11 protein-coding genes and 3 riboswitches are annotated in these 15722 nt (G+C 50.8%); of the genes, 1 reads left to right on the forward strand and 10 read right to left on the reverse strand.

Going from position 1 to position 15722, the window contains the following annotated elements; all coding sequences use genetic code 11:
- Nucleotides 1-2: 2 nt before the first annotated feature.
- From AAHB90_RS23045 to AAHB90_RS23090, 10 genes are all read right to left on the reverse strand, one after another.
- The gene (locus AAHB90_RS23045; RefSeq protein ID WP_342087599.1) at nt 3-515 is read right to left on the reverse strand and encodes a bifunctional adenosylcobinamide kinase/adenosylcobinamide-phosphate guanylyltransferase; all 513 of its coding nucleotides are present in this window, start codon (nt 513-515) and stop codon (nt 3-5) included.
- A complete protein-coding gene (locus AAHB90_RS23050) occupies nt 512-1096 on the reverse strand; it encodes a cob(I)yrinic acid a,c-diamide adenosyltransferase (protein WP_342087600.1) in 585 nt (194 codons plus the stop codon). Before AAHB90_RS23050 ends, AAHB90_RS23045 begins: the two co-directional genes overlap by 4 nt.
- Nucleotides 1097-2299: an ABC transporter substrate-binding protein gene (locus tag AAHB90_RS23055; RefSeq protein WP_342087601.1), complete on the reverse strand. Its 1203-nt coding sequence runs from the start codon at nt 2297-2299 to the stop codon at nt 1097-1099.
- Nucleotides 2299-2549: riboswitch (cobalamin riboswitch) on the reverse strand. Its footprint overlaps the gene before it by 1 nt.
- A gap of 160 nt (nt 2550-2709) precedes the next feature.
- A complete protein-coding gene (gene cbiB / locus AAHB90_RS23060; protein ID WP_342087602.1) occupies nt 2710-3654 on the reverse strand; it encodes an adenosylcobinamide-phosphate synthase CbiB in 945 nt (314 codons plus the stop codon).
- A complete protein-coding gene (locus tag AAHB90_RS23065; RefSeq protein WP_342087603.1) occupies nt 3633-4655 on the reverse strand; it encodes a pyridoxal phosphate-dependent aminotransferase in 1023 nt (340 codons plus the stop codon). The genes cbiB and AAHB90_RS23065 overlap by 22 nt, the downstream gene beginning before the upstream one ends.
- A gap of 3 nt (nt 4656-4658) precedes the next feature.
- Nucleotides 4659-6134, reverse strand: coding sequence for a cobyric acid synthase (locus AAHB90_RS23070; RefSeq protein WP_342087604.1), 1476 nt, complete (start codon nt 6132-6134; stop codon nt 4659-4661).
- A 5-nt stretch (nt 6135-6139) separates the two neighbouring features.
- A complete protein-coding gene (locus AAHB90_RS23075) occupies nt 6140-7969 on the reverse strand; it encodes a magnesium chelatase subunit D family protein (RefSeq protein ID WP_342087605.1) in 1830 nt (609 codons plus the stop codon).
- A gap of 76 nt (nt 7970-8045) precedes the next feature.
- Nucleotides 8046-12326, reverse strand: coding sequence for a cobaltochelatase subunit CobN (cobN, locus tag AAHB90_RS23080; RefSeq protein WP_342087606.1), 4281 nt, complete (start codon nt 12324-12326; stop codon nt 8046-8048).
- The gene (locus AAHB90_RS23085) at nt 12323-13711 is read right to left on the reverse strand and encodes a cobyrinate a,c-diamide synthase (protein WP_342087607.1); all 1389 of its coding nucleotides are present in this window, start codon (nt 13709-13711) and stop codon (nt 12323-12325) included. Before AAHB90_RS23085 ends, cobN begins: the two co-directional genes overlap by 4 nt.
- 163 nt (nt 13712-13874) lie before the next feature.
- Nucleotides 13875-14075, reverse strand: a complete 201-nt coding sequence (locus AAHB90_RS23090) for a hypothetical protein (RefSeq protein WP_342087608.1) — start codon at nt 14073-14075, stop codon at nt 13875-13877.
- A gap of 328 nt (nt 14076-14403) precedes the next feature.
- Nucleotides 14404-14623, reverse strand: a riboswitch (cobalamin riboswitch).
- Between the two features lie 75 nt (nt 14624-14698).
- A riboswitch (cobalamin riboswitch) is annotated at nt 14699-14959 on the forward strand.
- Between the two features lie 103 nt (nt 14960-15062).
- On the opposite strand from AAHB90_RS23090, the gene AAHB90_RS23095 reads away from it, so the two are divergent.
- Nucleotides 15063-15722, forward strand: a complete 660-nt coding sequence (locus tag AAHB90_RS23095; protein WP_342087609.1) for a hypothetical protein — start codon at nt 15063-15065, stop codon at nt 15720-15722.

Raw genomic sequence — 15722 nt, forward strand, 5'->3', positions numbered from 1 at the left:
AGTTAATTTTTTGATTTTAATATAAATGGTAGCCCTGAAACGATCATGATTGCTTCATATGCAGCTGCGGCCACATACTGATTGGCCCAACCCTGCAGATCGGTAAATTTCCGGCCCGCTTCTGTTTCGGGGTGAACGCCCATACCTATTTCATTGGATATGACAATTAAAGTCGCGTTGAGACGAGCCAGCGCGTCGATTTCTGCTTTAAAGGCTGCAAGCGATTTTTCGATATCATATTCGAAAGCGACAAATAAATTGGTCAGCCATAATGTGACGCAGTCGATCACCACTACTTTTCCTGCGAGGGGCAGTAAATGAATGTCCCTTTCGCTTTCGAGCGATGTCCATTCCGGCCCGCGCTCGTCCTGATGCCGTTTTACGCGCCTGGCAAAATCTTCGTCCCAGATTCTCGAAGTGGCCACATACACCGGATTGGGGCTTTTTCGCAAAGCGAGATCCATCGCAAACCTGCTTTTCCCGCTGCGAACGCCACCTGTGACATAGATGATCATGACGGCTCCGCAGTCTTGAAACGCTTGTACAGGAAAAGCTGCCACTTTTCCTCCGCAACACCCGCCTTGTCCATTTCGGCACGGGCAAGGGTGAAAAACAAATCGGAAAGACGATTGATATAGGATGGAATTGCTTCGTTGACCTCGTCGGTTTTGATCAGGGAAACTAATCTGCGTTCGCCCCTGCGCATTTGCGTCCGAACGACATGACAAAGCGCAGACACTTCATTTCCACCCGGCAGCAAAAAGTAGTCGGACGGCGAAGTCATTGCAGCTTCCAGCGCATCGATCCACTCCTCACAAAAAGTTGCACCGTCGACCGGCATTGGATTTTTGTTCTCCTTTTTGGCGTCGGATGGCCGCGCCAGATGGGACATCATATCCATCAGGTCTTTTTGGATTTTGTGCAGATTGGGTTGCCATTCGTGTTCGGCGCCCAACTTTACGCGCAGCAATCCGATCGTGGAATTCGCCTCATCCAGCGTCCCGATGCATTCAATGCGAACATCGTCCTTGCTCACCCGGCTCCCGCCAAACAACCCGGTGGTACCTTTATCGCCCTTTTTAGTGTATATTTTCATTTAATTGATTGATTTATAATAGATCAGCTCATGCTTTGGCAACAGCTCGGGATGGATGATACGGATTAGGTCGGCCAGCACCAGATGCGGGTTCACGGCACCGGACTCCCAGTAATCGTTTGCTCCCTGGGCGTTCATCCGGTTGTTGTAGCTGTAAATATGATTGGTTTTGAATGACTTGAAATCCGCATACCGAACATCGCGTGCGAGCACATCCTTCTTGGTCTGAACGTTTCCAATGCTCACATTAAGCCAGAAATCCGCCTGCAATGCGACCGGATAGACGGTTTCAAAACTCAACGGCAGACTTCCCGTTGCCTTTGTGCCCGACCAATGGTACGAGGCCCCCGCATCCCGGAAGAAGCAATTCACATAACTATCGCCGTTCGGGACATACCAGGCATCTTTCGAGTTCATTCCCGTAATCAGGCTCGGCCGCAAGGCAACTTTTTCTGCTAACCTAACCAGACGTTTGTATTCCTCTTCTACCCGCGCAAACTTCCGGTTTACCTCTCCTTCCTTATTGATCAGGGCCGCCAGTAATTTAACCCATTCCGCCCTGGCAAGTGGGGTTGTTTCCACCCATTCCGAATTGACCATCACCGGAATCCCTGCCTGATGCAGTGACTCGTACCGGCTCACCTTTGAAACCGGGCTGCCGGTAGCCATAATCAGGTCCGGATGCATGCTCACCAGCAACTCCTCATTAAGTCCCTGGTCCTTCCCTACTTCCGCTATTTTGCCCGCCTTGATCCGGGCGAGCACTTTTTCGGAAGAAACATATTTAAGATTTCCCATGCCTGTGAGAATATCCTCGCACCCCAGGAAACCGACCAACCCGATGTGTAGCGATGACATGGCCACCATGCTCCTAACCGGAATTTCGATCACCTGGCTGTCTTTGTACCCGATAGGCCGCGGCGTACCACGTTGCACCAGCACATACATAAGCGTGTCCGTCGATTTCTCGAACGGGCTCATGATCCTGACGACCTTGAAATGTTTGTGATAGGTGATTTTAAAGCCTTTGGCATGCGACACACTTGCCTTTTCAGGAAACAGATCGGGACCTGCGTAATGCGTATCGCTTTTTTCGTAAAGCGAAGAAGAAGTGCTGCAACCAGCCAACAAGCCGGAGAGCAGCAAGGCTGCAAGTATTTGTCTAATAATCATGTAGTCACCGGCCTTTCTTCCGAAAGCCATATTAACAGCGTTTACAGGCAGGTCTTCTGACTCGTTCAACCCTTGCGCCTTCCCGGGAGTGATTTAAATGATTGAATGACCGAATATTTTCTATTCAATCATTCGGTCATTCAATCATTCAAAATTATATCCCAGTGGCATCATACAAGAGCTCCTTTATGAACTTACAGCAGCGGAGACTGTTCCGGATTTTCACCGGATTCCCTTTTAATCACGCGTAATGCGCGAACCTAATGGCCGCAAAACTAGCAATATTTTATTGCTTATCATTGTAAAGATTCAATTACACACACTGTCCATGAAACGAGACGACACCCTCTGGAAATCGATCCTGGAAGATATTTTCGAAGATTTTGATGGAAGACGAATTGCGCTATTGGTGAAACTATCACCAGAGTTTGTCGAAAAACTCAAAGGAAGTGGGCCACACCCAGGTGAATTAAGCTAACCATCAGCACCGCTATCAAACACGTCCGCTGATTCACACGTGCCGCTCTCTCCATTTCATATGGTTCAATTATCCGCTCATTTTCTCCGATAAAAGGTTTCTCTACCAATTTCCCGTAATACACATTCGGGCCGCCGAAACGGCAATCGAGAATCCCGGCCAATGCTGCCTCGGGGTAGCCGGCGTTCGGGCTTTTATGCTTACTGCCAAATTTGAATATAAACAATAACCCCCGCCTGCTTCCGGTCACCAAAACCATCAGCAACGCGGTTATGCGCGCGGGAAGGAAGTTTGCCACATCATCCAGCCGCGCGGCGAATTTTCCGAACCATTCATACCGCTCGCTGCGATAGCCAAGCATGGAGTCCATCGTATTGACCATTTTGTAGGCCATCATACCCGGAACGCCGGCCAACGCATAATAAAAAAGCGGTGCGATAACGCCGTCGCTCAGGTTCTCGGACATCGTTTCCAGCACGGCAATACGTATTTGCTGCGCATTCAATTTTGAAGTGTCCCTACCTACTATCCTTGAAAGCTGCTTTCTACCTGCTTCCAGTCCTTCATTTTCCAACACCCAGAACACCTTTCTACCCTCCGCAATGAGCGAATGATTGGCCAGTCCATAGTAAACCCAGATGCTATTAACGACCAAATACGATACGGGTACTTTCAATAGCAATGCATTGCAGGCGTAAAAGAATAAGAACACTGTCGCCACCAAGACTATTGACATTACCATCCCTTTCCAAAAACGAAACCGGCCACGATTCAACCATTTTTCACCTTTCGCGATAGCGTTACCGAACACCCGGACAGGATGTGGCCAACTGTCGGGATCGCCGAGCCACAGGTCCAGCAAATAACCCGCGATCAACGGAAAGATCAGTAGTAGAGCGTCTGCCATTCTTTCAATGCGTTGACCATTTTTTCGTTATCCTCCGGTCGTTGGGTAGCAAGGCGAAAATGTTGCCGCGTAAGTCCGCGGAAGTTGCCCGCGTCGCGGATAAGGAGGCCATACCTTTCGATCAAAAAATCTTTAAGCTGAGCCGCATTCCGTACCAATGTTCTGGCTAAAAAGAAATGTGTGTCACTTTCCAGCACTTCCAGACATTCCAGTTTGCACAATTCTTGAACGAACGTTCTTTTATCTTCCAAAAGCTGCGCTAGCGGCGGCTGAATCTCTTCGAAATGGTCGTAAATATAATGCCCAGCGGCCATCGCCAGCGTATTGACGGTCCATGGCTGCTTGATATTCATCAGGGAATCAACCAATTCCTCGCGGGCGAGCAAGTAGCCTAACCGCAACCCGGGGATAGCGTAGGTTTTCGTTAACGAACGCATGATTAGTAAATTGGGAAACTTCGCCATCAGAGAAATCGCTGACTCAGCCCCGTATGTAAAGTCAATAAACGCCTCGTCGACGGCGAACATGCATTGCGGATTCAGTTTAAGCCAATATTGTAAATCTTTAAAAATAAGCCCGGTTGGATTATTAGGATTACAAATAAATACCAGGTCGCTCTTCAATCTGGGCAATTCCGCTGCATCCTGCCAGGTTAGGCCAGCGATTTCGTGATCGAACGACAGACAAGCGTCTTCATATTCGGCAAAGGAAGGTGTAACAATCGTCGTCCGCTTTCCTGAAAACAAATGTGCGATCAGGTAAATGCTTTCTGTAGTCCCGCTGCTCACCAGCACTTGTCCTGCCGGCAGTTGATGGTGCTTCGCGATCTTTTCCCTCAAACTCTCCGCAAGCACTTCGGGATATCGATTTATTTCATGCCACTTTCCGAAAACATACGCTTTCAAACCAGCCGGTTCACCTCCATACCAGACATTCGTGCTGAAATCCGCGACAATCCGCTTCCCGTACCGGTAACCATCGTCACCATGGCCATGTAACATAATCTACTCAGCTATACTATTGTAAATCAACTCCAAATCAATATTTGCGCGCAACAGATCCGCTAGCTTGTTGTATTGCAACTCCTTAAATTCACGATAATCGTACTGTACGCCTTCCTCGCTGGTGTAAGGTGCCAGAATGCTATCGATTACAATCTGATTGTCCAAAATCCCGTGCAGATAGGTCCCCCAGGTACGGGCATCCTGGAAATAGCCGTCCTTACGCCCATTCGTGAATGTCGCGACGGGCTCCCCGGGTTGCAAAGCGATGGTATCTCCCATATGGATCTCATAACCAGAGCAATCCACCTCAGCTTCCCTGAAACGAAAAGTACATTGCAATGTCGTTTTTTCGGGTTGCAAAACGGTTTTTACAGGCAAAAGTCCCAATCCGGGCAATTCTTCTATAGCACTTTCGATATGTTGCGGATCGATGATACTTTCGCCGAGCATCTGGTAGCCGCCGCAAATCCCGATCACCGTCCTTCCGGCTTTATGCGCATCATAAATGGCCTTCGCAACACCGTTGTTTTTTAGTGCGAGCATGTCCCCGATCGTATTTTTGCTTCCGGGAATGATCACTATCGATGCTTTGGCGATCTCAGAGGGCTCATTGGTATAATACAAATTAACCCGGGGATCCTTTTCAAGCCGGTCGAAGTCGGTAAAATTGGAGAGCCTTTTCAGCAGGATCACCGCCACGTTCACTTTCCCTTCCGCAGCCGACCGGTATTTCAGCTCCAACGCAACCGAATCTTCCTGCTCGATGTGGATATCTCTAAAATAGGGCAAAATGCCCACTACTGGCAGCCCTGTTAAGGCTTCGAGCATCTTCTTGCCGTCCTCGAACAACCGCCCGTCTCCCCTGAATTTATTGATAATGAGTCCCTTCATACATGCGCGCTCTTCGGGCGTAAGTAATGCGATGGTACCGTAAACGCTTCCAAAAACACCTCCCTTATCGATATCGGCGATAAGATATGTTGCCGCACCAGCATGGGCAGCCATCCTTAGATTAGTAATATCCCGGTGTTTGAGGTTAAGCTCTGAAATGCTGCCGGCGCCTTCCATTACAATCGGGGAGTATTTTGCTGCCAGACGGTCAAAGGCATCTTTTACGGCTGAAAACAATTCATGCCGGTCGTTGGCCATAAAGTATTCGTAGGCAGATTGGTTCCCTACCGGTTTGCCGTTCAGAACCACTTGTGAGGTCTTGTCATTCGTAGGTTTCAGCAGGACCGGGTTCATATCCGATTCGCATGGAATTTGTGCGGCCTCGGCCTGCACAGCCTGTGCGCGCCCAAGTTCGAGGCCATCGGACGTCACATAACTATTGAGCGACATGTTCTGGGCCTTGAATGGCGCAGGCTCATAGCCATCCTGTTTGAATATCCTGCAAAAACCGGCTGTAATTACACTTTTGCCCACATCCGAGCCCGTCCCGACGAACATGATCGGGCGCATTTTCTTAGTATTCATTCGATTTATCTATCAATCCGCTCCGATATTGTCCCTGTAATTTCATTTGCCGAAAGCTCGTCCAGCGTTAAATACTCTGCACCAAGCGCCGCCGCCAGCTCACGTGCCTTTCCATACCGCACATAGCCGCTTTCCGTATCCATCACCAACGCAGGATACCTGAAACTTTCAGCCAGTTGCATCGACTGCCGCCACGCATCTCCACCAGCTCCCGGCAAAGGCACATTTGCCTTTCCGTCGCTCAATATCACGAGAAACGGCTGGATACGACCGTCATTTACGAAAGAGGCCAGCATTTTCTCCGCTAGTTGCAATGCATGTGGTAACGGGGTCCTGCCACCTGTCGGCAGCCTTTCCAGGGCCTGTTCGGCCAGCTCGGTGCTCCGGGTTGGTTCCAGCAGTACCGATGCTTCCACACCTCGAAAAGCGATCACTGCCACCATGTTACGTTTCTGGTAAGCATCTTGCAGCAAATTGAGCACACTGCCTTTTACAGCTTCCATCCGCTTGCCCGCCGCCATCGACCCGGATGCATCCACGATAAACAATATCAAGTGACCCGCTTTCCCATTTCTGACTTTTTGATGCAGGTCCTGCCTCCCTACACGCAACTGATCCGGATCACGCACCAATGCATGTAGCACAGTTTCAGCCATCGCAATATCGGTGGCTGTCTCGCTTTTGAAAGCGTTGACCTGAAAGCCCTTCTCAGTTTGTCTGGCTTTCATCCCCCTTCCATTCAGCATCTCAGGCAATGCAACAGGCGCTGTGTTCTTTAATTCTGGAATATTCATTCTAAAATCAATTCCCGCAATACTATCGTCAGCTTTTGTGTCGCAGCTACCTTCGCCACATTCACCTTCCTTCTGGTTATCTGGCGCAATTTCTTTGGGAGTCGAAGATCGTGTTTCGTTTTGCCCATCTGCATTTCCCTGATCACCAAACGACTGACCAGACTGAGGAGGTGCTGCTTTTTTACCTTTCCTATGTACCAAGGCCAGATCGGCACCTTCGCGTATATCCTCCGGGGTCACTACCTGCCGGCCGTTCAATGCCGCAAGAGTGATCGCCGTTTTGTATAACACAATATCAGCACGGAGACTGCCCACACCCCATTCAATACAAAGCTGACTGATCATTTTGAGCAATCCATCAGGCATTTGCACGAATGGCAGCAAGCGCCGCGCCTCAGCTATTTGCTTCCCGACCATCTCCTGATTATCCGTCCATTGGCCCCCGAATGCCGCCGGATCGCTTTCGAATGCAATTCTCCTGCGCACCACCTCGGTCCTGGCCGGTACATCTGTCTGTGCTTCCACTTCCACCATCAAACCGAAACGGTCGAGAAACTGCGGCCGCAGATTTCCTTCTTCCGGGTTCATCGTGCCGATCAGCACAAACCGCGCCGGATGGCTTACAGACAGGCCCTCCCGTTGAACTGTATTGATGCCCGATGCCGCAACGTCCAACAAAACGTCCACCAGGTGGTCTGCCAGAAGGTTCACTTCATCGATATACAAAACCCCCTCGTGCGCATTGGCGAGCAGGCCTGGGAGCAGCCTTTTTGTTTTGCTGGAAAGAATGGCCTCGATGTCCAGGCTTCCGAGTACACGGTCTTCCGAAGCGCCCAGCGGCAAATCGACAAACGGGACTGGCTCCCCCGTGTCCGCCAATGGAGGCATCACCTGTGCTAATCCGCGTACCGCCGTAGTTTTTGCCGTGCCTTTTTCACCTTTGATCAACACCCCGCCAATGCCAGGATTGATCGCGCACAACAGTAGCGCCTTTTTCAATTTATCTTGCCCGACGATTGCGGAAAACGGGTATAAAGTCATTTCAATATCTATTTCAAAACACCATTCATTGTTCCAAACCGGTAAGCGTTACCCGGTATGCGATACCCGGTAAGCGTTACCCGGTTCTGGATTCCAGCGAGGCTTCGCTTTTAAGGTACAGGTCTTTCAAGCCTTCCAGCATCTGCTCCGAAGGATTTTCCCAAAGTCCACGCTGTGCGGCTTCCAGCAAGCGCTCGGCGATGGCGTGAAGCGCCCAGGGGCTGTTTTCTTCAAAAAACTGCTGCATCGCGACATCCAATGCATAGGTTTCGGCTACTTTTTCGTACATCCAGTCGTCCACCACGTGAGCGGTAGCGTCGTAGCCATACAGGTAATCCACCGTGGCCGTGAGTTCCAGTCCCCCCTTATAGCCATGTTTTTTAATGCTCTCGATCCATTTCGGATTCACGACCCGCGAGCGGAAAACACGCAAGGTCTCTTCTTTCAAATCTCTTACCACCGGTCGAGAAGGATCCTGCGAATCACCGAAATAATGCTTCGGTTGCTGGCCTGTGAGGTTGCGGATCGTTGCGATCATGCCTCCGTGAAATTGCAGGTAGTCGTCGCTGTCGAACAGGTCATGTTCGCGGTTATCCTGGTTATGCAATGCCACTTCGACACCGGCTAGCCGCTGCGTAAATTCCTTACGGGCATCTACGCCCTGCGCGTTGCGCGAATACGCGTAGCCGCCCCAGTTAACATAAGCCTGGGCAAAATCACTATCATTCTGCCAGTTCTTTTCGTTGATCAAAGGCAGAATACCAGCTCCGTAACTCCCGGGCGCGGCGCCGAAAATGCGGTAAGCGGCACGCTCTTCCGCCTCTTCAATAGATAATGTGTCATCTTTTTGCAATTCAGCCAACTCTTTCAAATAGTGCTTTCTCACATAATTTTCTTCCAAAGGCTCGTCCGCGGTGATGACCATTTGTACTGCCTCGTCCATGAGCTCGATCAAGTGGGGAAATGCGTCCCTGAAAAAACCGCTGATTCGGGTCGTTACGTCAATACGCGGCCGGCCAAGTTCGCTCAATGATATGATTTCCAAACCATTGACCCGCCGACTTTCCGCCTGCCATACCGGCCTGATCCCCAGCAATGCCAGTACCTCGGCCACGTCGTCGCCATGCGTCCGCATTGCACTGGTGCCCCAAATGCTGATCCCGACACTTTCGGGATACCGGCCCGTTTCTTTCCAATGGCGGTCAAGTACCTCTTTGGCAAGTTGCTGCCCTACCTCCCACGCTGCTTTGGAAGGCAGTACCCTTGGGTCTACTGCATAAAAATTCCGTCCGGTCGGCAGAATATGCGCCATCCCACGCGTAGGCGCACCGCTCGGCCCCGCAGGCACGTACCCGCCCGAGAGACCATGCAGGAGATTGGTAATTTCGTCGTCGGTACGAGCCAAGTTAGGGACGAGCTCCTCAGACAGGAAGGTCAGAATCCTGCGCAGGCCCACCAGCTCAGGCGCGCCTGGATTCTGATCGATTGATTCAAATACGACCCGATCAATCGCCGCCCTATCAAATCTGTAATGTTCGAAAAGCCTTATGATATGCGCCGCCGCTTCGTCCAGCACTTCCAGCGCATCGGCGGCAGTCACGACCGGCCGACCGGCCAAGGCCGACAGATTTTCAGCCGGCTCGGACAATTTCTGCCCTTTTTGTTGATGAAGTGTTTCAATATCAAAACCATATAAATGTGCCAAAACGGCCTGCATTCCCGGCACAGGGCCATTCGGGAGCCGTGTAAGCGCTTGCAGCATGTCGATCAATGCGGCGCCCTCAGGCATTTCCCCCAGCGTATGCAGGCCGTTACGGATTTGCGCGGCACCGAGTTCACATAAATAACCGTCGATGTCTTCAATCAGATGCGCAATATCCTTCCCATCCATTTCTGTAAGGCTCACTGGCACCCCTTCGGGCGTCATTTCCTCGTCCCATTCATGCTTATGGTCGCCATGGTCCCGACTTAGCATGGCCGACAGATCGGCATCCAGGTTGGTCTGTTTAATCAAATCCCATATTTGTCGTTGAAGCAAAGGCAATTTGGAAGGATCGAGGCTCTCCACTTGATAGTATTCGTCGACCAGCTGCGTGAGCTGTGCCAGTTCGCCGTACGTATCGGCCGAAGTCATTGGTGGCGTCAAATGGTCGATAACCACGGCATGGGCGCGGCGTTTGGCCTGTGAACCTTCTCCGGGGTCATTGATGATAAACGGGTAAAACAATGGCAAATCAGCCAGAAAAGCATCAGGAAAGCAGTTTTCCGACAACCCAATACCCTTTCCCGGGAGCCATTCCAATGTCCCGTGCTTCCCTACATGCACAATGGCATCGGCACCCCAGCCATCCCGTAGCCAGCGGTACAATGCATAATAATGATGGGTAGGCGGCAAATCGGGCTGGTGATAGATTGCATCCGGATCCATTCCATAGCCACGCGGCGGCTGCAATGCCACAAATGCGTGGCCGAGATCGAGCCCCGCTAGCGCGATATAGCCTTCATGCACATAAGTTTTTCCCGGCGCTGGCCCCCATTGTTTCAGCATCTTTTGCCGGGCAGTTTCAGGTAATTCCTCAAACCACAACGCGTACTGCGCGGCAGGAACGCGCGCCGCAGCCTGCGCAAGCTGGCCGGGCGTCAGGAACTCCTCATCATAGGCGCAACGGTCTATCAATGAATGGATGAGCTCCGTTCCGGTGGCAGGCAGGTTTTCTATCCGGTAATCTTCGGCCTGCATTGCCCGCAGGATAGTCAGCAGCGAAGCCGGAGAGTCAAGCCCCACAGCATTCCCGATCTGGGAGGCTTTCGTATTGGAATTTGTCAAGATGAACGCAATCTTCTTATCGGCATTCTTCAAATGTCTCAGACGTGCAAACCGGATAGCCAGGGCAGCCACGCGATCAATCCGGTTATCCAGTGGTTCATAGCCACGCGTTTCTTTTCCTTTCTCTTTAAAGGAAACCGGTACTGTGATAATGCGCCCATCGAACTCGGGAATAGCAACATTCATGGCCGTATCCAGCGGGTTAAGCCCATGCGAGGATGATTCCCACGGCCCGCGGCCCATACCGCTGGTGATTGCCTGCAATATCGGTACATTCAAATCGAGCAATGCCTTGGAAGGGTCGCTGCGCTGTCCCGACGACTGAATTTCGCTCATCGCGAATGAAATCGTGTTCACCAGCACATCAATGCCCATTCCCGCCCCGGTGTCGAAATATCCGAACGCCTCCGGCTTGTTTGTCTCAGTGTTCAGGGATTTGAACGAGGAAGTAAAGACGGGCAGGACATTCACGCCACGGTCTTCAAGGGAGCGAATCATCGCATCTACAAAACTGGTATTTCCGCTAAGCCAGTGTGCCCGGTAAAATGTAATGCCTACTGTCGCCAACGCGGGATCACAGTATTTCAACCAGTCGGATTTGTCGGCAAACTCGGGCAAATCGGGATGGTAAATACCGTGTTCCGGCAAATGCACGGGCGCTTCCGCCCCGAATCCCGTCATCAGCAGATGATCGGACAGGTAGCTCAACAGCGAAATCAGGTTGCTATAACCTCCGGCTTGCAGATAGGCGAGCGTTTCGTGTAAAATGGCCGGCGAAACGGTCGATACCGCCGCAAAATCAGGGTTTAACTCACCTGTTCCGCTCACAACGATCAGATGCTGGCCCTGCTGCCCGGCCAGTTTCACCAGTTCATTGAATCCCGGAATACCACTTAACCTGCCATGAATGCGGATGATAATGATCTTCGCCTCTGCGATTTCCCTTTGCAAAAGCTGTTGCATCTGTTCTTCGCTTTTGATGGCCATCAGGCTGATGCCCGTCGTTTTGGGAAAATCTTCCGGCAGGAGCTGCATGGCACGATCGAGCGTGAGCAGGTCCGTGTCCGCGTGTGTGAGGAACACAATGCCGTCGGTCGGGATGGCCGTTTGCCCGAGTTCTGTCGATTGCTCCGAGCCTTTCCAGGTGTAAAATTGAAATACATATTCGGCCAGATCCGAAGGCGGCACAAGGTACCTGTCGGCCTTGACCATGCTTTCGATATAGTCAAAAATGGCAACGATCTGCCAATCGTAGTTAATGGAATGAAACCATACCGAATGTCCATCGAACAGCAACGTTACCACGTTAGCAAGTGTACACGGGCCCAGGCAACCACCTTTGGTCATATGCACCACATTCCGCAACTTCCGGCGCAGCCACTCGTTTTTGTACAATTCCACCGGGATGGGCGCGTATCCACGATCGACGCGACCGCAGCAGCATGCATTATAGCAATAGGAAAGATGCCCGCGCCGCTGCACGAGATTAATGGCCTTTCCGTCGGACCGGGTAATGCGCTGGCGTTTCATAGGTGGCTGTCGGCTGTCGGCACTCGGCTTTCGGCACTCTTGTTGGTTTCGTTGATGAGGTGTTGAATAAATCCGGGCTTATCGGCCCAGTAAAAGTGTATGTAGGAGGCAAACGTATTGTGCATCCTAAAAAACTGCGTATCGACCGGAATACCCTTCGCATTGGTGATCCGGGCAAACCCGTTTTGCAGAGAATCATCTTTCAAAGTGGAATAATGGAATTCGTGGCCTTTGATTTCCAACCCGTCCCAATGCATTACCCGGTAGCCTAGCGTCATTTTTGAGCTTTGGAGCGTTGTAGCCAGATCGAGCACTCCCGCCATATTAAAAGCATTGCCCAGGCTGTCGGTGATCTCCCTGCCCAGGTACATCAGCCCCCCACATTCGGCGTAGGCCAATCCTCCGTTTGCGCAGTACTGCCGGATGCTGTCGAGCATCGTCTGATTTTCCGACAATTGCCTGGCAAACAATTCAGGATAACCGCCCGGCAGGTAAAGAAGGTCGGTTTCAGGTAAAACACTATCATGCAAGGGACTAAACCATTGAATACCTCCATAGGCACGCAGGGATTCGACATTTTGCTCGTACAAAAAGGAAAATGCCTCGTCTCGCGCTATCGTAATGCGCAGGTTTTGCGGTTTATTATTTGTTTTGGGTAAATGATTTTGCCGACTTAAAACACCCTCATTTTCAAGCTCTTCACTCACAGAAGTAATTTCCAATAGCCGGTCCAGGTTTACAGTTCGCGGAATAGTTTCTGCCAGCCTATTGATAATCTGTTCATAATCCGTTTCCCCGGAAATGTGCAATCCCAAATGCCGGGACGGGATGTGTAGTGCTTCATTTTTGGGCAAATAACCCAAAGCCTCCACGCCCGCATCGGCGCATGCATCCTGCAAAAACCGGTAATGCGATTCGGTATTCACGAAATTGAAAATCGCCCCCACGACGCGGATGCCGGGATAAAAATTTTTCAAACCATAAATCAACGGCGCCGCCGAATAGGCCATGGATTGCGCATTCATCACCAGCACGACCGGAATATCGAGCAATGCCGCGATCTCCGCACTACTACCCTTCATCCTATCAGCCCCGTCGAATAATCCCATCACACCCTCGGTCACGCTCACATCCGCCTGCGACGCATAATGGGCATACACATGGCGCATATGCGCTTCCGAAGCCATAAAAGTATCCAGGTTTAATCCCGGCCGACCTGCCGCAGTGCTATGGTGGATCGTATCGATATAATCCGGCCCGCATTTGAAAGCCTGCACCCCAAGCCCCCGCTCCCGCAACGCGCGCAACAATGCCAAGGTCACGGTAGTTTTGCCCGAATTGCTCGACGGCGCTGAGATCAGGAAACTGGATTTTGGATTATTCATTGGGCAGCTTTGTTCCGGGTAAGTATTTTCCTTTGAGTTAAATCCTTATTTTTTTGATTATGGGGAAAACCAAAACACTTAAAACCAACTACGCACTTCCCGGTCAACCGATGACCGACGAGGAAGTAAAAAGTATGGTCCAAGAAGCTCAACAAGGTAAATTTCATTCTATGCAGGATTTAAAACAGAAAATCGCTGAATGGAAGTCGAAATTCGCCCGGTAGTCATTGGCGATCTGGCCGTTGAAAGCCTGGAAAACATTTACGCTTACGGCCTCGAAACTTTCTCCTATTCTTCCGCGACAGTCTTCATAGAGGAACTTTACAATCGGATCAACCAGCGTTCTTCCGAATATCTCCATCATCCTATTTGTCGTTTTATTCCAACTAAAACTGGTATATACTGAAACCTGCAACACGGCAAATATCTGGTCATCTACCATATCAAGCCGGAACGCATCGAAGTCCTAAACATCATCCACAGCAGTCGCAGCCCTTCGAGGATCAAGGCTGTCAGAAAAATTAGGATTTGACGTGCGATGACAGATCGTTAAAATAATCAGCAGAAAAAAGAAAGGCATTCCCAGGCAGCAATGCCACCGGGCGATCGTCGGAGCGCCGATGCGTCGGACCGCCGATGCGGGTGAAAACCCGACGAATATCCAAACCAGACCCTGCTTCATACCGCGAAAGCATTGTCAACAAGGAAAGGTCAGGTGCTCTGGCTTAGTTCAATGACTGAATGACCGAATGACTGAATGACTGAATATTTTCTATTCAGTCATTCGGTCATCCCATCATCGCACCGGCGACCCGGTCAATCATTATCCTCACAGTTGCGCGACAGCTCGTGATTCTCACACGATTCCCCTGGAATGCGTTGGTACGCAATCCCTTTTCCTGTTGGAGAAGTATGTTAAAGAACTTATTGTGCCGTAAAGTTAGCGGTATTCGGCTATTTTTCTGGTTTATCTCCGACAAAAACACATAGCTTTGCACATTCATTGGTTTACGCCTCCGGGCGTGATTAAAAGGGAATCCGGTTTAAATCCGGAGCAGTACCCGCTGCTGTAAGTTCAAAAAGATACTCTTGTAAGATGTCACTGGGATCGAATTTTGAATGACTGAATGACTGAATGATTGAATAAAAAATATTCGGTCATTCAGTCATTCAATCATTCAATCATTACTCCCGGGAAGGCGCAAGAGCTGAACGAGCCAGAAGACCTGCCATTGAATCATCCGGTTTTGCTTTCGGGAAGAAAGGCAAGAGGAAACGGCAGGTTGCGTCGCAGCCGCGCTACTCCCTGCATTCTCCCATAAGTTATTTTTTTATTTATGCGGAAATCCAAATGATTCATTATCTGCTTATTGACTCCCTACTCCTTGGCGTGCAACATTCCTTTGAACCCGACCATATGGCCGCGGTTTCGGTTCTGGCCACGGAAGAAAACAAAAATCCTGATCGGCGGCGACCGGCGCTCCGGCGCCCGGCGCTCCGATGGAAACTCATCTGGCGATCGTCGCACTGGGCGCTGGGCCATTCGTTTACATTGATTTTGTTCGCTATTCTCGTGCTCTTGCTCAAATCGACGACGTCGCTGCATATCGCCGACCGCGTCGAGTTGCTGGTCGGCCCGCTGATGATCTGGCTGGGAGTGCTGGCGATCCGGCGAAATTTCAAAACTGAGACGCCTGCCGCAATACCTGCGGAACGTAAAGTCAGCAGGTCATTCTGGGTAGGAATGGTACATGGCCTCGCAGGCACGGGCGGGGCATGCACGGTGGCGCTCACGCTCGCCGCGCGCGACGCGATGACCGCCGTATGGATCATCATTTTGCAAAGCGTCGGCATTATTCTCTCCATGTCGGCCTACGGCTATTTCTTTGCCTTTTCCGTCGGCCGTTTTGCCGGAAAACGTGAGCGTTTTCTGATGATCGTCAACTATCTGGTCGGCGCATTCTCAATCCTGATCGGCATGATAACCCTTTTTGAATCATTTCAATTTTAA

It is taken from the genome of Dyadobacter sp. OTU695, assembly GCF_038440355.1.
Lineage (GTDB): Bacteria > Bacteroidota > Bacteroidia > Cytophagales > Spirosomataceae > Dyadobacter.